The organism is Alteromonas sp. AWJ4_199, assembly GCF_056159165.1.
This window is the reverse complement of record NZ_JBSWUR010000002.1, coordinates 209,958-231,589: the sequence shown is the minus strand read 5'-3', so window position 1 is coordinate 231,589 and position 21,632 is coordinate 209,958. Positions and strand designations below refer to the sequence as shown.

At 44.2% G+C, this 21,632-nt stretch carries 18 protein-coding genes, 9 tRNA genes and 2 pseudogenes; 22 read left to right on the top strand and 7 right to left on the bottom strand.

Annotated features, from left to right (window positions below):
• The first annotated feature begins 1 nt into the window (after position 1).
• Both ACXAER_RS15980 and ACXAER_RS15975 read left to right on the top strand, forming a co-directional pair.
• Positions 2–77 (top strand) — tRNA-Gln (locus ACXAER_RS15980).
• Positions 78–110: 33 nt separating this feature from the next.
• The gene (locus ACXAER_RS15975; RefSeq protein WP_012517998.1) at positions 111–1,058 is read left to right on the top strand and encodes a ribose-phosphate pyrophosphokinase; all 948 of its coding nucleotides are present in this window, start codon (positions 111–113) and stop codon (positions 1,056–1,058) included.
• A 75-nt stretch (positions 1,059–1,133) separates the two neighbouring features.
• On the opposite strand, the gene ACXAER_RS15970 is transcribed toward ACXAER_RS15975, so the two are convergent.
• On the bottom strand, positions 1,134–1,439 hold the full coding sequence (locus ACXAER_RS15970; protein WP_474830959.1) for a hypothetical protein: 306 nt from the start codon (positions 1,437–1,439) through the stop codon (positions 1,134–1,136).
• A gap of 606 nt (positions 1,440–2,045) precedes the next feature.
• Here ACXAER_RS15970 and ACXAER_RS15965 point away from each other — a divergent pair.
• From ACXAER_RS15965 to ACXAER_RS15895, 15 genes are all read left to right on the top strand, one after another.
• Positions 2,046–2,501: a ribose-phosphate pyrophosphokinase gene (locus ACXAER_RS15965; protein WP_474830957.1), complete on the top strand. Its 456-nt coding sequence runs from the start codon at positions 2,046–2,048 to the stop codon at positions 2,499–2,501.
• A gap of 129 nt (positions 2,502–2,630) precedes the next feature.
• The gene (gene ahr / locus ACXAER_RS15960) at positions 2,631–3,632 is read left to right on the top strand and encodes an NADPH-dependent aldehyde reductase Ahr (RefSeq protein WP_474830955.1); all 1,002 of its coding nucleotides are present in this window, start codon (positions 2,631–2,633) and stop codon (positions 3,630–3,632) included.
• Positions 3,633–3,966: 334 nt separating this feature from the next.
• On the top strand, positions 3,967–4,599 hold the full coding sequence (locus ACXAER_RS15955; protein WP_474830953.1) for a 50S ribosomal protein L25/general stress protein Ctc: 633 nt from the start codon (positions 3,967–3,969) through the stop codon (positions 4,597–4,599).
• A 5-nt stretch (positions 4,600–4,604) separates the two neighbouring features.
• Positions 4,605–5,186, top strand: a complete 582-nt coding sequence (gene pth, locus ACXAER_RS15950; RefSeq protein ID WP_025254772.1) for an aminoacyl-tRNA hydrolase — start codon at positions 4,605–4,607, stop codon at positions 5,184–5,186.
• A gap of 41 nt (positions 5,187–5,227) precedes the next feature.
• Entirely contained in the window at positions 5,228–6,319 is a 1,092-nt protein-coding gene (gene ychF, locus ACXAER_RS15945) for a redox-regulated ATPase YchF (protein ID WP_118489665.1), read from the top strand.
• 124 nt (positions 6,320–6,443) lie between these two features.
• Positions 6,444–7,457, top strand: coding sequence for a peptidylprolyl isomerase (locus ACXAER_RS15940; protein WP_474830950.1), 1,014 nt, complete (start codon positions 6,444–6,446; stop codon positions 7,455–7,457).
• 171 nt (positions 7,458–7,628) lie between these two features.
• Positions 7,629–7,705, top strand: a tRNA-Met gene (locus tag ACXAER_RS15935).
• A gap of 35 nt (positions 7,706–7,740) precedes the next feature.
• A tRNA-Leu gene (locus tag ACXAER_RS15930) sits at positions 7,741–7,825 on the top strand.
• Positions 7,826–7,829: 4 nt separating this feature from the next.
• Positions 7,830–7,905, top strand: a tRNA-Gln gene (locus tag ACXAER_RS15925).
• A gap of 35 nt (positions 7,906–7,940) precedes the next feature.
• Positions 7,941–8,025, top strand: a tRNA-Leu gene (locus tag ACXAER_RS15920).
• 2 nt (positions 8,026–8,027) lie between these two features.
• Positions 8,028–8,103 (top strand) — tRNA-Gln (locus ACXAER_RS15915).
• A 52-nt stretch (positions 8,104–8,155) separates the two neighbouring features.
• Positions 8,156–8,232: transfer RNA gene (locus ACXAER_RS15910), tRNA-Met, on the top strand.
• A gap of 32 nt (positions 8,233–8,264) precedes the next feature.
• A tRNA-Leu gene (locus tag ACXAER_RS15905) sits at positions 8,265–8,349 on the top strand.
• Positions 8,350–8,353: 4 nt separating this feature from the next.
• Positions 8,354–8,429, top strand: a tRNA-Gln gene (locus ACXAER_RS15900).
• Between the two features lie 343 nt (positions 8,430–8,772).
• Positions 8,773–10,179: an alanine/glycine:cation symporter family protein gene (locus tag ACXAER_RS15895; protein ID WP_474830948.1), complete on the top strand. Its 1,407-nt coding sequence runs from the start codon at positions 8,773–8,775 to the stop codon at positions 10,177–10,179.
• Between the two features lie 36 nt (positions 10,180–10,215).
• Here ACXAER_RS15895 and ACXAER_RS15890 read toward each other — a convergent pair whose 3' ends face one another.
• The 3 genes from ACXAER_RS15890 to ACXAER_RS15880 all read right to left on the bottom strand — a co-directional run bounded on the left by ACXAER_RS15890 (position 10,216) and on the right by ACXAER_RS15880 (position 12,605).
• Entirely contained in the window at positions 10,216–11,214 is a 999-nt protein-coding gene (locus ACXAER_RS15890; protein WP_474830946.1) for an acyltransferase family protein, read from the bottom strand.
• 67 nt (positions 11,215–11,281) lie between these two features.
• Positions 11,282–11,935, bottom strand: a complete 654-nt coding sequence (locus tag ACXAER_RS15885; protein WP_474830944.1) for a cupin domain-containing protein — start codon at positions 11,933–11,935, stop codon at positions 11,282–11,284.
• 49 nt (positions 11,936–11,984) lie between these two features.
• Positions 11,985–12,605, bottom strand: coding sequence for a flavin reductase family protein (locus tag ACXAER_RS15880; protein WP_474830942.1), 621 nt, complete (start codon positions 12,603–12,605; stop codon positions 11,985–11,987).
• A 92-nt stretch (positions 12,606–12,697) separates the two neighbouring features.
• Here ACXAER_RS15880 and ACXAER_RS15875 point away from each other — a divergent pair, with 92 nt between their 5' ends.
• Complete coding sequence (locus tag ACXAER_RS15875; protein ID WP_474830940.1) at positions 12,698–13,291, top strand: acyl-CoA thioesterase; 594 nt, start codon at positions 12,698–12,700, stop codon at positions 13,289–13,291.
• A 114-nt stretch (positions 13,292–13,405) separates the two neighbouring features.
• On the opposite strand, the gene ACXAER_RS15870 is transcribed toward ACXAER_RS15875, so the two are convergent.
• Both ACXAER_RS15870 and ACXAER_RS15865 read right to left on the bottom strand, forming a co-directional pair.
• On the bottom strand, positions 13,406–13,717 hold the full coding sequence (locus ACXAER_RS15870; RefSeq protein WP_474830939.1) for an Lrp/AsnC ligand binding domain-containing protein: 312 nt from the start codon (positions 13,715–13,717) through the stop codon (positions 13,406–13,408).
• Positions 13,718–13,756: 39 nt separating this feature from the next.
• A pseudogene (locus ACXAER_RS15865) lies at positions 13,757–13,888 on the bottom strand (Lrp/AsnC family transcriptional regulator); the annotation flags it as partial.
• A gap of 152 nt (positions 13,889–14,040) precedes the next feature.
• Between ACXAER_RS15865 and ACXAER_RS15860 the strand changes: the two are divergent.
• From ACXAER_RS15860 to ACXAER_RS15850, 3 genes are all read left to right on the top strand, one after another.
• Positions 14,041–15,384, top strand: coding sequence for a purine-cytosine permease family protein (locus ACXAER_RS15860; protein ID WP_474830938.1), 1,344 nt, complete (start codon positions 14,041–14,043; stop codon positions 15,382–15,384).
• 73 nt (positions 15,385–15,457) lie between these two features.
• Entirely contained in the window at positions 15,458–17,041 is a 1,584-nt protein-coding gene (locus ACXAER_RS15855; protein WP_474830936.1) for an ROK family protein, read from the top strand.
• A gap of 1 nt (position 17,042) precedes the next feature.
• A complete protein-coding gene (locus ACXAER_RS15850; RefSeq protein ID WP_474830934.1) occupies positions 17,043–18,137 on the top strand; it encodes a DUF917 domain-containing protein in 1,095 nt (364 codons plus the stop codon).
• Between the two features lie 109 nt (positions 18,138–18,246).
• Here ACXAER_RS15850 and ACXAER_RS15845 read toward each other — a convergent pair whose 3' ends face one another.
• Positions 18,247–20,808, bottom strand: coding sequence for a TonB-dependent receptor plug domain-containing protein (locus tag ACXAER_RS15845; RefSeq protein ID WP_474830932.1), 2,562 nt, complete (start codon positions 20,806–20,808; stop codon positions 18,247–18,249).
• Between the two features lie 445 nt (positions 20,809–21,253).
• Between ACXAER_RS15845 and ACXAER_RS15840 the strand changes: the two are divergent.
• Positions 21,254–21,424 (top strand): annotated as a pseudogene (locus tag ACXAER_RS15840) (IS30 family transposase); the annotation flags it as partial.
• Between the last annotated feature and the right edge of the window lie 208 nt (positions 21,425–21,632).

The window sequence follows — 21,632 nt, the reverse complement described above, 5'->3', positions numbered from 1 at the left end:
TTGGGGTATAGCCAAGTTGGTAAGGCAGCGGGTTTTGATCCCGCCATTCGTAGGTTCGAGTCCTGCTACCCCAGCCAAACCTCTTTTATCAACGCACTGAGGAACCACTTGTGCCAGATATGAAGCTCTTTGCAGGTAATGCCGTACCAGAACTTGCCCAGAAAGTTGCCGATCGCCTCTATACCAAACTTGGAAATGCCAAAGTTGGCCGTTTTAGTGACGGTGAAATCAGCGTAGAAATTCATGAAAACGTCCGTGGCTCGGACGTTTTTATTATCCAGTCTACGTGTGCGCCTACTAACGATAACCTTATGGAACTTATTGTGATGATCGACGCACTACGTCGCGCATCAGCTGGTCGTATTACAGCAGTAATTCCTTACTTTGGTTATGCACGCCAAGACCGTCGTGTTCGTTCAGCTAGGGTGCCAATTACTGCGAAAGTAGTAGCTGACTTCCTGTCTAACGTTGGTGTTGACCGCGTACTTACTATCGACCTACACGCCGAACAGATTCAAGGTTTCTTTGATGTTCCGGTAGATAACGCATTCGGTACCCCTATCCTTCTTGCTGACATGGTAAGACGTGACTTTGCCGACCCTGTAGTCGTCTCTCCTGACATTGGTGGTGTTGTGCGTGCACGTGCTACTGCAAAACTACTTAACGACACCGACCTTGCTATTATCGATAAACGTCGCCCTAAAGCGAACGTGGCTCAGGTAATGAACATTATTGGTGACGTTAAAGACAGAGACTGCATTATTGTTGATGACATGATTGATACAGGCGGTACGCTTGCAAAAGCAGCAGAAGCGCTTAAAGCACATGGTGCTCGTCGCGTTTATGCTTACGCGACTCACGCTATTTTTTCGGGTAACGCTGCAAACAACCTTAAAGAGTCTGTTATCGACGAGATTATCGTTACCGACTCAATTCCATTAAGTGCGGATATGAAGCAAATCGGAAAAGTAAAACAGCTTACTTTATCTGAGATGCTTGCTGAAACCATTCGTCGCATTAGCAACGAAGAGTCTATTTCAGCAATGTTTGAGTACTAACTCACACTAAAAAGCGAGTGAGACAATGCATTTCAATAGCATTGTTTCACTCGCTTCTTTTATACGAAGTATTGATTAATTATCAATTTCTTCTTCTTCGTCTTCGGGCATGTCTACGTCTACAACAGGTACTTCAACTTCCTTAGTCTCTGTTCTCACATCAACATCTACCGTATCGACGTCATACTCAGGCAACTCTCCGCCCTCAACGTCAACATCTGGCATTTGCCCATCATCGGTTTTCTTTACTTCATACTCAGGAAGCTCACCAGACTCCACGTCGACATTAGGCATTTCGCCACCTTCAGTTTTGTTCACGTCGCACGCACTTGCCGCTAGTGCCAAGCTCGATACTGCAAAAATTTTAGTTAAGTGCTTCATTTTCTCTCCTTAAAAACGTTGCTTTTGATAATCCCCACATAAATTTATGGAGGTTACCCTCGCTGTGTAATACATCGATTGTGGGCTAGATGAATAAAACCCGTTCGCTGTTATTACATAAGTCAATAGTTATGAAGCAGGGTCTGTGCCAACTGACTTGGAACGTCTTTTTAGCCAAATGTGTGAAAATATTATGAAATCTATTTCACTCTTAGTGGTTAAGAAAAAGCGAGACTCTATCCACAATGCTAAATCCTAAGGCGAACATTATCAGATACCTATTAAACAGCGGCTTAGGTTCACTTAATAAACTTTTCGCAGGTAGGTTTTAATAGATTAGATAAAGCCTAAACTTTTCTCCGAAAATTCCTCTCGTTTTTGAAAAGCAAATACATTGTTCCCATAGACAGACTGCAAGTATTTGTTTAATGATGTAAAAAATATGTATAGGTTTCTGCGTTTTTTGTAGAAATTACTTAAACACCATGGAAGACTGTTAAGCAAAGCTTTAATCGGTAGAAGCCAAAAATTATGCACTGCTGCACACTTGGCTCAAGTGAGCGCTAACCATCAAACACTGCTCTTGTTTAATAGAGGAACATAAGAATGAAAAACAATCGACTAAAACTCGCACTCATATTCACTTCTGCACTTACACTTATCGCTTGCTCTTCAGAAGAAGAGACTAAGGACGTCACAATGGTAGCTAAAGAAACGCAAATGGAAACCAAAACGGAATCTATGCCTAAAGAATTGGTTGCAGAGCCTGTTACACAGGCTGAAGCCGTTGAAAATAATGTCAAAGGCGAAGTGACCATGAAAGGCAGCATTATATATAAAGACCTAGAAGGCGGTTTCTATGCATTTATCGCCGAAAGCGGCGACCGTTATACGTTGAATGGCCTAGACGAAACTTATCAAAAGAATGGACTTGTTGTTGAATTAGAAGGCACACCTAAACCAGATATGATGACCTTCACCCAATTCGGCACCGTACTTCAAGTGTCAAGCGTTAAGGTGCTTGATACCAGCAAAGTTATTGATAACCTTCAAACACAATGATCATGCTTTACGCGAAATAAGTAGCAAATAACACATTTATCTAAATTACATAATTTGTGTTTTTAAGCAGCGAATAACTTTTGCTCTCGCGCTAGTGGTACATACCTAGACTTAAAAGGATGATCATTGATGATTAATGCATATGCAGCTAAAGAAGCAGGCGGAAAGCTGGAAAAGTTTCAGTACGACCCCGGCGAGCTTGCCTCGCATGACGTTGAAATAGATGTTGAAAGTTGTGGTATCTGCCACAGTGATTTAAGCATGCTCGACAATGAATGGGGCATGACCGAGTACCCTTTTGTGCCGGGTCACGAGGTGGTAGGTACTATTTGTCAAGTGGGCAAACATGTCACCTCTCTTAAAGTAGGGCAGCGTGTGGGTCTCGGTTGGCATTCAGCCTATTGCAATAGCTGTAGAACCTGCGAGGAAGGCGATCACAATCTTTGTGCTGACGCGACTATGACTATCGGTGGTCGCCACGGCGGATTTGCAGATAAAGTACGCGCCCAAGCCCGTGCAGTTATTCCCCTTCCTGATACAATCGACAGCACAAAAGCAGGTCCTCTGTTTTGCGGCGGCATTACTGTATTCAACCCTCTTGTTCAGTTTGGCATTAGCCCAGCGAGTGAAGTTGGAGTTATCGGTATTGGTGGTCTAGGGCACCTGGCTTTGCAGTTTTTAAACGCGTGGGGATGTAAAGTAGTCGCGTTTACTTCAAGCGAATCTAAGCAAAAGGAAGCGTTAGAGCTAGGTGCATCAGATACTATTAATAGTCGTGATGAAAACGAGATAAAGAAAGCACGCGGTCGCTTCGACCTGATTATTTCGACCGTTAATGTAAAGCTAGACTGGAACCTGTATCTATCTGCATTGGCGCCGAAGGGTCGACTTCACTTTGTTGGAGCTACCCTTGAGCCTCTTGATATAGGTGCGTTTAATTTAATTGGTGGTCAAAAAAGCGTATCAGGTTCACCTGTAGGTAGCCCAGCAACCATCAAAACCATGCTAGATTTCGCAGCCCAGCATAATATTGAACCCGTTACCGAAACTTTTAAGTTTGATAATGTAAATGACGCTATTGACCGGTTACGAGAAGGCAAAGCCCATTACAGGGTTGTGCTGACCAAATAAGCGATAACGCTTAAGACTTCAACATCCAATAGTGAAACCAGAGTAGATAGCTCGGATGGAAATCTGTCTATACTTTTCTTGATTAAAGTAAAAACGCGCTTTTGCGCGTTTTTAATTTTAGTTGTGCCAATTTTATATTTACTCTCTTCGATTTTAATCTGTGTTGGCAATTGTATGTTGTAGTAGGTGGTGTTAGAATTCGCCGCCCTTGAATTTTGGGTTGATGATTTATTGTGCGCATGAAAGTATTTTCAAACGTGATAAACATCAAATTACAGTGGGTTTTGGTCGCAAAAACCCACATCATTAGACTTATATTTTTTGGAGACAGACAATGTCTGAAGCAAATTTCAAACTAGATGCTTCTGTTCGTACAGACCTAGGGAAAGGTGCGAGCCGCCGCCTACGTCGCGAAGATAAGCTTCCTGGTATCATCTACGGTGGTGAAGAAGCACCAGTTTCTATCACACTAGATCACAACAAAGTAAACAACTCTGCTGACTTTGAAGCGTTTTACTCTCACGTTCTTGAACTAAACCTTGACGGTAAAGTTGTTGAAGTTCTAGTTAAAGACATGCAGCGTCACCCGTACAAGCCAAAGATCATGCACATTGACTTCCAACGTGTTATCGCTGGTCAAGACGTTCACACTAACGTTCCAATTCACTTCGTAAACGAAGAAGCTTCTGCTGCTGTTAAAGCTGGCGGTATCGCAGAGCACCACGTAACTGAAATCGAAGTTACTTGTCAGCCTAAAGATCTTCCTGAGTTTATCGAAGTAGATATGGCTGGTGTTGAGATGGGTCAAACGCTACACCTTTCTGACCTAACTCTTCCGGCTGGCGTTGCTTCAGTAGAACTTGCTAAGAACGACGAAGCTCACGACCTAGCAGTTGTGACTGTTAAGCCTGCTCCTAAAGCGGCTGATGCAGAAGAAGACGGCGAAGAAGAAGCTTCAGAGGAATAATCCTCTTGGCTGATATCCGCCTAATCGTGGGCCTGGGTAATCCAGGCCCCGAATATGAAAATACCCGACACAATGCCGGTGAATGGTTTCTCAACCAACTTGCCGACACCTACAACGCCCCGCTAAAACCAGAAACCAAATTCTTCGGTAAAACTGCTCGCATTACTATTGCTGGCAAAGATGTCCGTTTGCTCTACCCCACTACGTTTATGAATAAAAGTGGACAAGCCGTAGCAGCACTGGCTAATTTTTACCGCATAGAACCAGAACAAATATTAGTAGCGTTTGACGAATTAGATTTACCCCCCGGCGTAGCAAAATACAAAGTGGGTGGAAGTTCTAGTCAGAACGGCGTACGTGACATTGTGGCTAAAATGGGTAACAACAAGAATTTTTTGCGTTTGCGCATAGGTATTGGTCATCCGGGTCATAAAAGCCGAGTAACCGGCCATGTTCTTGGTAAGCCACCAGCAGATGAAAAGGCAGCTATTGAAAGCGCCGTTGATGAAGCGGTACGCTGTACCGAAATTTTGCTGAAAGAAGACCTTAAGCAAGCACAAAACAGGTTGCACTCTCACAAAGGGTAAACCTAGCCAGTTTTCACTTTTCCAAACTAAGGATCCATGCCATGGGTTTTAAATGCGGTATTGTTGGCCTACCAAACGTAGGTAAATCAACACTTTTCAATGCATTAACAAAAGCAGGTATTGAAGCGGCAAACTTCCCGTTTTGTACTATTGAGCCAAACACAGGTGTAGTACCTGTGCCAGATCTTCGTTTGGACAAGTTGGCTGAAATCGTAAATCCACAACGCGTTATTCCTACTACCATGGAGTTCGTAGACATTGCTGGCTTGGTAGAAGGTGCCTCTAAAGGTGAAGGTTTAGGAAACAAATTCCTAGCTAACATCCGTGAAACCGACGCTATCGGTCACGTGGTTCGCTGCTTCGACGATGAAAACATTGTTCACGTTGCAGGTCGCGTTAGCCCTAAAGATGACATTGACGTTATTAATACCGAGCTTGCGCTATCTGATTTAGAAACCACAGAAAAAGCACTACACCGTGTAGCAAAACGCGCCAAAGGCGGCGACGCTGACGCTAAGTACGAAATGAAAGTGCTGGAGAAGATTAAGCCGCACCTAGATGAAGGCTTATTGCTTCGTTCACTTGAGCTTAGCAAAGAAGAACTTGCAGCAATCAGCTACATGAACATGCTTACTCTTAAGCCAACCATGTACATTGCTAACGTGAATGAAGACGGCTTTGAAAACAACCCGTACCTTGACCAGGTAAAAGAAATTGCAGCAGGCGAGAATGCTACGGTAGTAGCAGTTTGTGCATCTATTGAGTCTGATATTGCAGAGCTTGAAGATGACGAGCGCGAAGAATTCATGCAGGACATGGGCTTAGAAGAACCTGGTCTTAACCGCGTAATTCGTGCCGGTTATAACTTGCTAACGCTTCAAACCTACTTTACTGCCGGTGTTAAAGAAGTACGTGCATGGACCTTCCCAGAAGGTTCAACAGCGCCACAAGCCGCGGGTAAAATTCACACCGACTTCGAAAAAGGCTTTATTCGCGCTGAAATAGTCAGCTACGACCACTTTGTGGAGTTTAACGGCGAACAAGGTGCTAAAGATGCAGGTAAATGGCGTCTTGAAGGTAAAGACTATATCGTTAAAGATGGCGACGTTATCCACTTCCGCTTTAACGTATAATTTCTAACTCAGAAACTAGCACTGTTTACTAAAGCCACCGCAAGGTGGCTTTTTTGTTTGCGGTAAACAATTGTGAAGCCTTCATAGGGCTGATATAACTGACAAAAAACTAACGGCTTCTATAATGATTCTAAAACAGCTTAGCAATTTACAACCGTTCGCGTTATTGCAAAATAAGTCGCAACGAGACACACAGCTAAAAAACCGACAACCCCTTTTTAAAGCCTTGGTTAGAACGTTATGTTTACTAGGTTTTACTAGTTTTTCCATTGCCAATGAAACTCAGATTAAAGCGGAAAACACACAATCTAGTATCAGCGGCGGCGAAATAGCGCCAACGTTGGTAAGCAATGCCGACAGTTGGTATCAGGTACCCCAAGCTAATACGGTAACCTTCAAAACCGCACATGGCGACGTGGTTATTGCACTTCACCCTACCCTTGCGCCAAAACATGTGGCCAGGTTTAAAAGTTTAATAGATGCAGGTTTTTACAACGAACAAGCGTTTTATCGTGTAGTAGGTGGCTTTGTCGCACAGGCAGGCAGTAACGATACTCACGACGCATCACAATTTTCGCCAACACTGCTGCAGCCTATTAACGCTGAGTTTACTCAACCTCTCAATACCAACGTAAATCTGGTTGAAACCAAGGATATGTTTGCTCCTAACACCGGCTTTCTAGACGGCTTTCCAGTAGGCATTGATAAAAGCCGTAAAGAAATGTGGGGGCTTCACTGCCCTGGCGTTGTGGCGTTTGCTCGCAATAGCGAAAAAGATACCGCCAGTACCGAGTTTTATATTGTAATTGGTCAAGCACCACGACACTTAGACAGAAATATGTCGGTAGTTGGCCGCGTTGTGAAAGGTATGGATGTACTTCAAAAATTGCCTAGAGGAAATATCGACACTGGCGGTGTACTAGATAACATAACCCAAGAGAGTAAAATAAAGCAGGCTTTTGTACATAATGGCAACTCAACGCCTTTCTTTTTACAAACGCCACATCATGAAGAATACAAAAAGCGGGCTAATACGGGAAGAAACCTAGATAACCCGTTTTTTCATGACAATGCCTACGGCCCGCGCCCAATTGACGTGTGTTATTACCAAACAAAAGCCAGTGACAAAGCTTGGTAAATGCGTACTTTCCCCCTTGCAAGTTGTTCAAATTCACGGCTTTTTGTGCGTATTTCGCCCTAATGCGCACACTTAATGAGCATTTAAAAAAAGTTAGTAAAAAAGGGGTTGACGGTTGCCAGTCATATACGCATAATACGCGCCACTTCCTGAGAGGGAAGAGAATAGCAAGGCTACGTAGCTCAGTTGGTTAGAGCACATCACTCATAATGATGGGGTCGCAAGTTCGAATCTCGCCGTAGCCACCAATTCTCACATATCTCTTTTAGGAAAGTCTAGCTGCGCGGAAGTGGTGGAATTGGTAGACACGCTGGATTTAGGTTCCAGTGCTTCACGGCGTGAGAGTTCAAGTCTCTCCTTCCGCACCACGACTGGGGTATAGCCAAGTTGGTAAGGCAGCGGGTTTTGATCCCGCCATTCATAGGTTCGAGTCCTGTTACCCCAGCCATTCTTTTTTGAATGACTATTATAGCTAGCGTCTACGCGGAAGTGGTGGAATTGGTAGACACGCTGGATTTAGGTTCCAGTGCTTCACGGCGTGAGAGTTCAAGTCTCTCCTTCCGCACCATTTGGGGTATAGCCAAGTTGGTAAGGCAGCGGGTTTTGATCCCGCCATTCATAGGTTCGAGTCCTGTTACCCCAGCCAAATTCTTGAGAAGCCGCTCATTGAGCGGCTTTTTATTGAAGATAAAAGTTAAGGCTACGTAGCTCAGTTGGTTAGAGCACATCACTCATAATGATGGGGTCGCAAGTTCGAATCTCGCCGTAGCCACCAACTTTTACATTCCTTAATTGGAAGTCTACATTGCGGAAGTGGTGGAATTGGTAGACACGCTGGATTTAGGTTCCAGTGCTTCACGGCGTGAGAGTTCAAGTCTCTCCTTCCGCACCAATATTGGGGTATAGCCAAGTTGGTAAGGCAGCGGGTTTTGATCCCGCCATTCATAGGTTCGAGTCCTGTTACCCCAGCCATATTCTTGAAAAAGCCGCTCTTTTGAGCGGCTTTTTTGTTTGTGTTTACCCTTTCTAAAAAGTACTGATAGATTTTAGTTAAAAACTCTACGCCCTTTCCCTTCTAAATGAATAAATTTGCTATATGCGAGCATAAAACGTCATAGTTTCAGTACGTTTTCATTGTCCAATCATTTAGCTGTCGTGCTAGTATTGGTTCTTTATCGATATAGCTCGGCTTATCCTAAGGTTTAGCAACTATATGTTTGCTTAAACTGAAGCGTTTGTTCTGACAACGCACCTGTCATGTTCAGTTCATCTTTACACGCCGAGCAGCTATTAAAACAATAACGAAGGAAAGTGCGTGATAAACGAATTCGTTTCATTAGTTAACAATATTCTGTGGGGAGACGGCCAGGTACTCATTATCATGCTTCTGGCATGTGGTATTTGGTTTACCGTAAAACTTGGTGGTGTTCAGCTTAGGCACTTCGGCCATATGTTTAGCCTGCTTAAAGGCAGTAACACCTCGACTAAAGACGGCATAAGTTCATTCCAAGCCTTATGTACCAGTTTATCTGCCCGCGTGGGTACCGGAAACTTAGCTGGCGTTGCCGTAGCTATATCGCTAGGCGGTGCGGGCGCTATATTTTGGATGTGGATGATTGCCCTTCTCGGTATGGCCACCGGCTTTGCTGAAAGTGTATTAGGTCAGCTTTATAAAGTACGTGACGAAAACGGCGAGTTCCGTGGAGGCCCTGCGTACTATATAAAGCAAGGTTTGAACAAAACTTGGCTAGCCGTTGCTTTCTCGCTGTGTTTGTTCTTTGGCTACGGTTTCGTTTTCAGTGCCGTTCAAGCTAATACCATTACCGATGCGTTAAACAATGCGTACTCCTTCCCTACTGAGTATGTTGGCCTAGCCATTATTGCCTTAGCAGCGTTAATTGTTGTGGGTGGACTTAAAAGTATCGCCCGCTTTGCCGAGTTTGTGGTTCCTTTCATGGGGATTGGCTACGTGCTAGTAGCGCTTGCCATTACCTTCATTAATATTTCAGAACTGCCAGCCATGCTGCTTGATATCGTGAAGTCGGCATTTGGTTTACAAGAAGCAGGGGCTGGTGCATTAGGTGCCGCAATCAAAAACGGAATTCAGCGTGGACTCTATTCAAATGAAGCGGGTAGCGGCTCGGTACCACACGCAGCGGCAAGTGCTGTTCCAAACCCTAACCACCCGGTTTCTCAAGGTTACATTCAGATGCTCGGTGTTTTCTTAGATACACTAATACTGTGTACGTCTACTGCCTTTATCATTCTACTTGCTGGCGGTTCAAGCTCTGATCAAATGGAAGGCATACGCCTAACCCAAGACGCCATGAGCAGTCATCTAGGCGAAGGCGGTACCGACTTTGTGGCAGCCGCTATCAGCTTATTTGCATTTACATCTGTAGTAGCAAACTACGCCTATGGCGAAAGTAACCTTCACATGTTCAAGCTAGATAATAAAATAGGCCGTGCAGTCTACACCATTGGCTACTTAGGCATGATTTACTGGGGCGCACAGGCAGCGCTACCTCAGGTATGGGCAATGGCCGATATGGCGTTAGGTTTAATGACGGTAATCAACATCATCGCTATTGTATGGATGACCCCTACCATTGTTTCTATCAGCAAAGACTATTTTAAGAAAAAAGACAGTGGCGCAAACATGGAATACAAAGCGGGTGACTGTAAAATACAAGGTAAATCAGAAGATGGTATTTGGGATTAACACTAAGGGGACATAATGTCCCAAACTTCCAAATAATTAAGGTCTACCGGAAATAGCTAGCGCAAAACTTTTACCAAGCCTTTGAGATTCAAGTATTTTGTGTAGTACTGCCCCCGCTAGAACACATAAAAATGGAGATACAAGCCATATTGTAGTGTCAAATTGGAGGCTCAGCTTTCCGTATACTCCAATGATTAGTCTTCCAACTATTAAGTGAGAAAGAAAAACAATAAAAATGAATGACTCTATTTTGATAATAGCCCGAGCCCCCCAACTCCTTGCTATTCTATGTGAAAGGTTCCAGAAAAAAAGAGCGCAAAGGGGTCTCAGTAAAAGATTATCAATTAAGAACCAATTGCTGCTCACAAACGATGACTCTTTAAAAAAAATTACTAAGTACGACGTCACTATAAAAAGTATCAATGAGCACACTTTCAGTAATGGTGAAATTCTTACGTTATACAGCCCCCAAAAAAGACCAATTGCGTAAAAAGGTAAAATCTGGGGCCTTAAAAGAAACGGTTCGAGCGGCGCAAATAAGCCGATAACTATTATCGGTAACAGATAAACTCGCTTTCTCTCTAGTAGTCTCAATAAAATGGGCGTGATAAATATTAAAACGAATATATCTCGCAAAAACGCCAAGTGAATAGCTATTCCCGCATGGGTGATGGGGAATACATCGTTTAAATCAAGAGACAGCGTATTGTCTAAGAGATAAAAAAAAGCGGCAGTTCCTACCCCCCAGCTCACTAATGGAATAATTAACACGGTGAAGCGTTTTCTGATTATTTCTTTAAATGGCTGCCTGAAATAACCTATCATCAAAAGACCCGATATTGTTGATAAAAGGGGGACACTTGACCTTCCCAACACATCGGAAAAAATTGATTTAATTAAAGGATTTACTTGAGTAAAGTGTATATGAACATAAATCATGAAAAATATACAGATTACCCGTGCTATTTTGATTGAGTCAGATATGTTGTGGAGGTATTCATTGTACTCAATGCGCTGACTGATTAGCTTGCTCAAGCGTTGTTCTTCCCTAAACCATTATTTACAACGTGCTAACTGATTTAGCATGCCAGTACTAACAATTTTAGTGGCTAAGCAAATGCCCTGTCTTAACCCAAATTATTGTTTCTTCATCAACGTACGGATGATGCTGACTCATATGCGGGCTTCTAATCCAGGTGCCTTTGGGGTATTCACCGTGTTCGTCTTTAAATGTACCCGACAGCACGAAAATCTCTTCGCCACCAAAATGTTTGTGAGGCTTAAATACCTCACCCACTGGCCACTTAACTAAGGCAACGTGCTCGTGCTCGAAATTATGAAGCGGCATCACTTGCAAGCCGCCCTGCCCTTGTAGCCATTCTGAGGTATTTGTATTCACCCTAACCTCAGCCAAGTCGCGCTTATCGAATTGATTCAGTTTAACCAAGATCACACAGCCTTCTTTGCTAAACGGGCTGTGTTTACTGCCCGGTGGATTGCGCAGGTAAGTGCCTGCGGGGTAGTCTCCATGCTCGTCGGAAAATACGCCTTCTAGCACCAAAATTTCTTCACCATACGGATGGCTATGCTGTTTAAAGCTAGCGCCAGGCTCGTACTTCACTAGGCTAGTTGTGTGGCCCGACTCTTTCGCTTCACGCTCTAACGGCTTTCGCCATACCGTAGACGATGGTGATGCTTGCCACTCTTGCAACTGCGTGTTTATTGCCAAGCGTTCATCAAAGTTCATATTTAACATCTAGGTCACCAATGAGGATTAAGTTTTGCCGATACTCTATTAAAGACCGTTACTCAGGTCTTAGCATTTCGAAAAAATTCTCATGGGATATAGTGTAGTAATCACCACGTCCTCCGCCACGTGAAACTGGCGCACTTTTTAGCGTGCTATAAACACCGTTTTCAATAAGCGACTTATCGATATGTACACCTACGACTTCGCCCATAATAAACCAACTTTTCACTTCATCGCCTGAGGCAGACTTTAGCTGCACGACGTCGGTAAGCTTACACTCCATGCTGACCTTACTTGCTTTTACGCGAGGAACCTGCACAATTTCACTGTCAATAGTTTGCAGCCGTGCATGGTCGAACTCACTTTCTTCCGGGGCTAGAGGTTTGCTTGTTGTGTTCATTGCATCAACCAAATCTTCCGACACCAAGTTCCAACAAAACTCTCCGGTCTGCTGCACGTTTACCAAAGAATCTTTTTTACTGCCTACAACAGAGAACCCGATAATAGGTGGCGTATAGTTCAAGGCGTTAAAGAAGCTATAAGGGGCAAGGTTTAGCACTCCCGCTTTTGATTTTGTAGAAATCCACCCTATGGGGCGCGGGGCAATAATCGCGTTAAAGGGGTCGTGAGCTAAGCCATGGCCTTCTTTTGGTTGATAAAAATGCGTTTGTGACAAAACCATTCCTTAAAATGTGTGGTAGGGTAAAACTAATACTGATATGAACGCTTAAATGGCTCTTTTCAAGTGCTAAAAATTAAAGGTTGTTTATGACTGCACGTAGTGTTGCGTTTTCAAGAACAAGACTCACTGAGTTAATGGTGCCTTCTTTCGCTAATTTTGGCGGAAAAGTACATGGTGGCGTTATCTTATCTTTAATGGATAAGGTCGCCTATGCCTGCGCAAGTAAGCACGCGGGCGCTTACTGCGTCACCGTCACGGTTGATGGGGTGGAGTTCTTACAGCCTGTTGAGGTTGGCGATTTACTTCATCTAGATGCAACGGTTCATTACGTGGGTAATACATCGTTGGTAGTGGGAATAAAAGTCACCACGGAAAACATTAAAACGAATGAAGTTAAGCACACCAACAATAGCTTTTTTACCATGGTAGCTAAAAATGATAACGGCACACCAGTATCTGTGCCTGAATTAGAACTCACGAACCACCATGAAATGCGCAATTTTGTAACGGCTATCCGCCGCAGTAAAATTCGCAAAGAAGCACAGGTCAAGCTTCAACGCGATTACGACGCTTTCATTCCCAAAGAGGATTTTGCGCTTATCGATGCCCACCGATGTACAGTTAGTTTTGAAAGAGATAGCGCTTTTGATAAAACCAATTCTCATTGTGATGGTGAGTAAGTAGATGACTCGGCGCCCGTGTATGTGAGGTACATCGCCGTTAAAAGGCATATTGGAGCACGGGCGAGTTAGTACTAACCCATTAATAACGTTACATCTTGCGGGCGGAAATCGTCAGTCAATCCATTTCAGTTTTTCCAGAGGGTACCCCAAGTACCACTTAGTACGCTCTAGCACTGGGCGAATAACAATTCTGTTTATCCCCAAATTTGGATCGTCAGATAAACTGTCGCACATTTGCTTAAGTGCGTTATAGTTAGGGAAACAGGTGAATGAAATATAATCAACATCACCGCTCATTCTTAAGCAGTCCATAAATTCAGGAATGCCTTGCAATGCGTTTTCAAACTGTCGCCGCTGCTGCGCTGTATTGCTTTTAAGATAAAACTCTACGTATGCCAACACATGCTCACAGATACGATCCAAATCCATCTCAGTATGAAAATTAAAAAAGTATCCTGCTTCCTGCAGTGCTTTCTTTCGTTGAAAGCATGCGCTTGCCGACAAGCCAACACGATCTGCTAATTCTTGATTAGAAATATCTGCGTATTTATGAATGGTAGCTAGAATTTTTTTATTGTACTCATCTAGCTTAATGGTCTTTTTGGCGATGCGATGTCTCCTACCAAATTTATCTTTTGTTTTGCGACTGTACTTAAAAAGAAAGTTTTTGAAAAGCGCTAAACATCCGTCAGAAATTCACCGTTAACTCACTTACACTAGGTTTTCTTTTCATCAGAGCAGAAGATATGGAACCACCATACGACACATCACAACAAGACATTGAAGACGGCGCATTAGTTTCATGGCCAAGAGTTGCTGCCGTGTCAGCTATGGTGTCATTTTCAATACCAACATTTATGACTGGCATAGAGTTATTCGCATTACTTTCTTGGCAACAAACTGTAATAACACTGCTTATAGGAGGTATGCTGCTCACCCTCGTTGGCGGGTTAATGGGTTCTATCGGCGCTATAACGCGTAAAAATTCTTACATGCTCGTTCGGGTAGCCTTTGGTAGTTTGGGGGCTCAAATCCTCAATTTACTTTTTGCCGTTTCACTGGTGGGCTGGTTTGGCTTAAATTTAGACTTATTTTCATCGTCTGTTGCCGCCATTTTAAATCACGACACTTCAGAGCTCCCCCTTACCATAGGCATAGAAGCTATTGTGGGCATACTGATGATACTTACCACCATGTATGGATTTAACGTCATCAACCGTTTGTCGGTAGTTCTGGTGCCTATCATGATGGCCGTAAGTGCCATTCTTTTGTATCAGTCTCTTACAACTACCTCTTTTGAACACTTTACCAATGATATGAGCCAAGCCCAAAGCTCTATTAGTCAAGGGGTCAGCCTTATTGTCGGAGTGATTATTATTGGTGCCATTATATTGCCTGATATTACTCGCTTTAGTCGTCAGCGTAGAGGCGGTGTATATACCGCATTTTGGTCATATTTAATTGCTCAAAGCGCCGTAATTGTTATTGCCGGCTTCGCCGCTTATGCGCTTGAAGCGAACAATATACTTGATGTATTGCTGGCTCTAGGAATAGGCAGCTGGTCACTGCTTATCATTGTCGCAGGCAGCTGGATTTTAAATGCGTTGAACCTTTACAGCGCGGAGCTTGCGGTCAATGCAAGCTTGCCCCGCTTAAAACAAAATCTTGTGGCTATTGGTTTAGGTGTGGTGGGCATGTTCGCCGCTTTTGCTAATATTCTCGAAATATTCGTGTTGTTCTTATCCGTTCTAACAGCCGTGTTTATTCCTGTGGCCGGTATAATCGCCGTAGACTTTTTTGTGCTAAATAAAAGCGCGTATTTTGTGAAACTAAATTCTGAGTCACACCATGCTACCTCTCTTTCTTCTGAACAAATGTCATCCGATGCGCAAAACCCTAAACATTCCGGCCACAAAAGCGCGTTAATAGCTTGGGCAGTAGGTGCGGGAATTGCCGGCTATGACTTGTTCGAGCCGTTCTCCCTTGTTACAGGGGTTGCCGCGTTAGACGCAATTTTAGTCAGTGCGATATTACACTTTGTTGTTTGTTCAGGCTTACGCTTGCTTGCAGTTAGACGAGTTTCACTATGAATTTAGATGACATAACACAACCTGTAATTATCTGCTTTCTTACTACTTCATCTTACCATTTTGAGGCACACTTATGCGTATAGGCATTGATGTTGGCGGTACACATACTGATGCTGTACTACTCGACAATGAGACGATTTTAGCCACTAACAAGTCATTAACGACTGCAGACGTGGCAAGCGGAATTATAGATAGCCTTAACGCCCTCCTTAACAAGGCATCGGTGTCTGCAAACAATATAAATGCGGTAATGATTGGTACAACCCAATTTACCAACGCCATTGTAGAGCGTCGCCAGTTATCTAACATTGCTGTTATTCGCTTAGCCCTTCCTAGCGGAAAAGGCTGCCCTCCTATGATTGAGTGGCCTGAAGATTTGGTCAACGCCATAAACCCCAGTATTTACGAATGTCATGGTGGCTACTTGTACGACGGCAACCCTGTTGCGGATATCGATATTCAAGAAATAGAAGCCGTAATAGCTGATATTAAACAAAAAGAGATAAAGTCGGTTGCAATTGCGTCAGCATTTTCAACCATGAACGCTGAGCCGGAACTGCTGGTAGCCAAACTTATACGCGCGGAAATTCCCGACTGTGAAATCACCTTATCTCACCAAATTGGGAGTATCGGCCTGCTTGAACGAGAAAATGCCGCCATCTTAAATGCGACGTTACGCCCATTTGCTCAATCTGTGGTTAATGCATTTGAAAACGCGTTGACGAAGCATGCCTTTAACTGCCCATTTTTTATTAGCCAGAACGACGGAACACTCATGAATGCCGAATTCGTGCGAGCGTATCCGGCCCTTACTTTTGCATCTGGGCCCACAAACTCACTCAGAGGCGCCTACAAACTTACCGGCAAAGAAAGCGCTATCGTTGTGGATATTGGCGGCACTACATCAGATATTGGTGTTCTACAAAACGGGTTCCCGAGAGAGTCAAACCGAATTATAAAAGTAGGCGGGGTGCGAACGAATTTTCGCATGCCTGATATTAATGCTGTTGGACTCGGTGGTGGGAGTATTGTACGTGATGAAGGCAAGCGCATTGGGCCAGATTCCTGTGGGCACAAGTTGGTAGACGAGGCATTGATATTTAACGGCAACACCTTAACTACCACAGACATTATTGTTGCCAGTGGCCATGCAGACATTGGTGATAGTGAGAAAGTGAAGCATGTATCCAGTGACGTCATCCAAAGCGCCATAACAACCATGCGTGAAACCCTGAATTATCACATTGAAATGATGAAACCCGACGACAAACCAGTACCGGTAATTTTAGTGGGTGGAGGAGCCGTGTTGATACAAGGCGACTTACCTGCTGCCAGCGAAGTTATTCGGCCCGTAAACGCTGGTGTAGCTAATGCCATCGGCGCTGCTATCGCGCAAATTGGCGGGGAAGCTGAAAGCATGTTGTCGTACCGTGCAATGTCACGCGACCACGCAATAAAAGGTGTAACTCAGCTTGCCATAGACAAAGCCGTTACCGCTGGTGCCGACAAAACCACAGTACGTACTATCGATATAGAAGAAATAGAGGTGCCTTACATGGAAGGTGATATGCGACGTGTAAGAGTGAAAGTGGTGGGTGACATAGCCACTGATGACGCTAGTGTCAAAACCTCTGAACACCACACAGGAGCCTACTAACATGCAGCGCAATGCATACGTAACGATAGACGATTTAGAGGCGCTAAGTATGGGCTCAGTTTTTCTGGCAACGGGTGGCGGTGGTGACCCCTACTTGCCCATGCTCTTAGCTAAGCAAGCTTTGTTAGAATACGGCCCGGTGTCCCTTGTCGCGCCTGATGAGTTAAACAGCGAAGACTACGTGGTAGCACTTGGCGCCGTTGGTGCGCCCACGGTCAGTCTAGAACTGCTGCCCTCTATTGATGAGGCTGGAGACACACTTCGGGCATTTGAAAAGTATACCAGCAAAAAAGTAAATGCCATTGCATCGTTTGAAATTGGTGGAGGAAACTCACTGTTGCCGCTTGTGGCCGCCGCCGGTGCCGGCATTCCCATGATAGATGGTGATGGTATGGGCCGCGCTTTACCCGAAGCGCAAATGATGACCTATGCTATTGCTGGCGCAAAGCCGACCCCTGCGGTAGCACGAGATTACGCAGGAAACACAGCTGCGTTTTCGACATCAGATACAACAACTTATGAGCGCCATATTAGAAGCTTTTCTATGGCGGCTGGCGGCATGATAACCGCAGCAGAGCACCCTATGTCAGGCGCGTTTGTTAAAACAGCGATTATTCCTCACACAGTTTCGTTCGCCATAAATTTGGGCAAGGTGCTGATAAAGCATCGAGGTCACGTTCAACAAATGATGCCACATTTGAAAGCGTGCTTTAAGAAATCAGTTTACGGGCAGTGCAAACTGCTATTTGAAGGTAAGATCACCGATAAAAGTGTAGCTATTGTTGGAGGGTACGACGTTGGTGAGCTTACTGTAGCGGGTTTTAATGGCGAACCTCCCGTGACCGTAAACATCAAAAATGAATATCTGATTGCAAAACAAAGCGACAAGGTGTTAGCAAGTGTACCCGACTTGATCGTACTTGTAGATATTGAAACTAGCGAACCTATTAATGCTGAACGCATAAAATACGGACAACGGGTAGCAATTATTGCCGTAGAATGCCCTGCGTTTTACAAATCGGAACGAGCCCTTTCGGTGGTTTCGCCCAGAGCCTTCGGTTTTGATTTTGACTATGTTGCGTTGTCTGAAAAATAAACGTTTTAAGTATTGATACAAAAAGCCCCTGATAGATGATGTATTCACCTATCAGGGGCTTTTTCATTGCAGTTTACTTCTTTTTTTAAGCCGTATTGTTACGCCTTAGTTAAAAGCTATAAGACACTTTTCCGTAAACAAAACGGCCTGTAAAACCGTAAGGCGAAAAGCCTGAATACGGGAATAAGCGCGAGAACGTGGTTACATCATCTACGAGTTCACGGGTGGTTTCAGGGTACACATCAAACAGATTGTTAGCACCGACAGAAACGGTAAGTCCTTCCGTTAACGAAATGCGAACGTCTAGGTCTGTGATCCACTCTGATGGAATGATTTCATTTCGTGCATCAACCGAAGATGGGTCTTCCACCTCACCGTAACGCGTGGTACGTAATGTTGTTGTATAACGGTCGTAATTCCACGTAACACCTAAGTTCAGCTTGCTGTCTGGTGACGCTGTTTCAAAACGTCGAAGCTCCACATCGCTGAACAAGTTGTCTTGGTCGAACCCAGCATTTTGCAGTACGTCAGGCGCATCCAGAATGTCGGTCACTTCGTTGTCATTGAAGTTCGCACCCGCATTAAAGTTAAACGCACCATAATCTGCTGTGTTCAAGGTGTAAGTAGATACGATGTCGACACCCTCGGTGCGAGAGTTGATAGCGTTTAAGAAGAAGCGAGCACGGTTTGCTCCAGTCCCCTCTAGCAAAGCTTCAATCGCGTCACCAGATAGGTTATTCGACAACACAATACGATCGTCGATATCAATGCGGTAGAAATCTACCGTTAAGTTGAAGTCGGCATTTGGTGAGTAGGTGAAACCGGCACTGTAGTTAGTCGATTCTTCCGCATCTAGGCCTGGGCTACCTAAGGCTTGCGCTACATCGCTTGATGGTGCGAACGTACCGGTTTCTGTCGGTTCTCCATCAACAAAAACAGTGGCAATAGAGGTAAAGAACTGCTGCTGAAGAGACGGCGCTCTAAAGCCTGTTGATACCGACGCACGAAGGGCAAAAGCATCGCTTAGCGTTACACGGTGCGACATTTTCCAGTTAAACGTGCTGCCAAAGTCAGAATAATCTTCATAGCGACCAGCCACCGCTACATTCCAGTTTTCAACGACATCAGCTTCTAAATCAACATAAAAGCTGTAGTTGTGACGGCTATTGTCACCTGCAGACTCTGGGGTAAAGCCAGGGAATACTTGAGAACCAGCGGCGCCAAATGGCCCATCAATCGGGTCTGTCACAGCTCCACCTGGCCCAAAGGTACCTTGAATGTAAGAGTTTTCTTCACCAGCAGTTATTTCGTAGCTTTCATGACGGTATTCTGCGCCCATCGCAAAGTTCATTTCGCTGTAAAACAGCCCTGTATCGACAAGACGAGACGCGTCTGCGTTGATTATAGTCGTATCATATTCAAGGGTACCCGCGTCGAATTCGGTCTGGCTTGTTGGGCCAAGTGACGTATTAAGTGTGTTAACTACGCCGTATTCTAGTTCATTACCACCGTGAGTTAACGATAGGTCGTAATTCCAGACATCCCCATAGCCTTTAATTCCAGCGATAAGCGACATATCGGTAATATCGGTTTGAATAGAAGGTAAGAAGCCATCTTCATAAATCTCAACGATATTGCGTGAGTCTTGTGCACGACGGTAAAAACCACTACCAAGAGAGTCTCGCGTGCTATAGCCAGCAGTAGTATAAAACTCAACGCTGTCAGTTAGCGCTTTACCTGCGTTAATAAACAGCGCGTAGTCTTCTACCTCGCCGTTGCCGTAAACATGGTTGTAGCGGTTTACGGTGAGTTCACGTGGGTCTAGATTACCCTCTGCATCGCGGGCATAGTTTTCTCGCTGATCGTAGTCAGCACGATTTGCTTGGCCGCGGTCACGATATTCACCAGAAACATTTATAAAACCATCATCGCCCCACTCAAAGCCCATGTTACCGCGAAGGGTAAAGGTTTGGCCGTCGGTTAATTCACGGTTGCTGCCTTCTTCAAAGGCTAAATTGCCGTCAGCGCCAATGCTTACCCCTTCAAGGTTTGGTACACCATCCATCGCTGTTACGTTAGCACCGTACGTTGCCGATACTTCACCGCCTACTGCCACGTCTTTCAACACAATATTAATTACACCGGCTATAGCGTCTGAACCGTATTGCGCCGCAGCACCGTCGCGCAGCACTTCAATGCGTTTAATCGCATTTGCTGGAATAGCATTCAAATCTACCGCTGAAGAACCACGGCCAACCGAACCGTTAAGGTTGAGTAGTGCTGAGGTATGACGACGCTTACCGTTTACCAAAACCAGCGTGTGATCTGGCGCTAGACCTCGAAGCTGCGCTGGACGTACGTGGTCTGTGCCGTCGGTAATAGACGGTTGAGGAAAGTTAAAGCTAGGCAGTAACTGATTTAAAATCATGTTGGTTTCAGTTAGGCCTGTTGCTTCTATCGAAGACGCATCAATGATATCGATAGGAACGGGAGAGTCATTGACAGTGCGGCCTACACGACGAGAACCTACAATTTGAATTTGCTCAACATCTTGCTCATCAACAGATGCTTGGTCTTGTGCAAGAACCGACGTGGAAAAAGATATTCCTGCAATTGCAGAAGCAATAAGGGAAAGCTTAAAAGCGGAAGTGCTAAATTTTGCCTGTTGCATGGTGTTGTTCCTGAATTTTATGTGTTTACCGCTTGAAAGAGAAATACATATCACACTAACAAAGGATCACGTGATAATGGCACTTTCATTTTATCCGTAAAATGTAGGAGTACTGCTAAACGCTTGTTTCGTATACAAGACTAGTTATTATGGAAGTGAAGCTGATTCACAGCTTATGCGCAGAGTTAAGCATAAAGTTGCATAGAGATACAATACTAAAGTAGTAAATAGTCTTCTTTGTACTTAGTAAACTTTAGCGGCTTCATTAGCTAATTTCCCACGGTTGACTTCTAGTCGCTCCCCCCCTGTTGTTGAAATATCGATAAAATTGAGAAACTAAGGTGTTAACAATAAAGAAAACGTGTGTATTAATGAGAACATTATCACGTTTTACTTGGTTGAAATTGTATAAATCCTTATTCAACATGGGAGTGAGGGTTAAATTAAAAATTTCAATAGTTTACTGCGTCAGTACATACGAAAAGGCACCGATTTACGGACAGTAACAGATATGCAGATTGCCGAACTTGGAAGGGCATTGAATACAAGACCGAAAAAGTGCACCGGCTTTAAGCAGCCCATTGCTGTTTTCAATGAATTACGAAAGGCTGCCTAATTTAGAAAGTGGTGCTCTTCGGAGTTGAATTAGCAGCTATTTCCGCAGCATAATCGAAAAATATGTTGACTATTGATTTTCTAATGCGAGTAGGCAATTCTAATGGCTTATGGTAAGTCAACGTCCCATTTTTGAAAATGGAGTTGATTAATTCAAAGAAAGTAAGCAGAGTTAAAAGAATTCGATGACCTATTCGTTCTTAGTCACT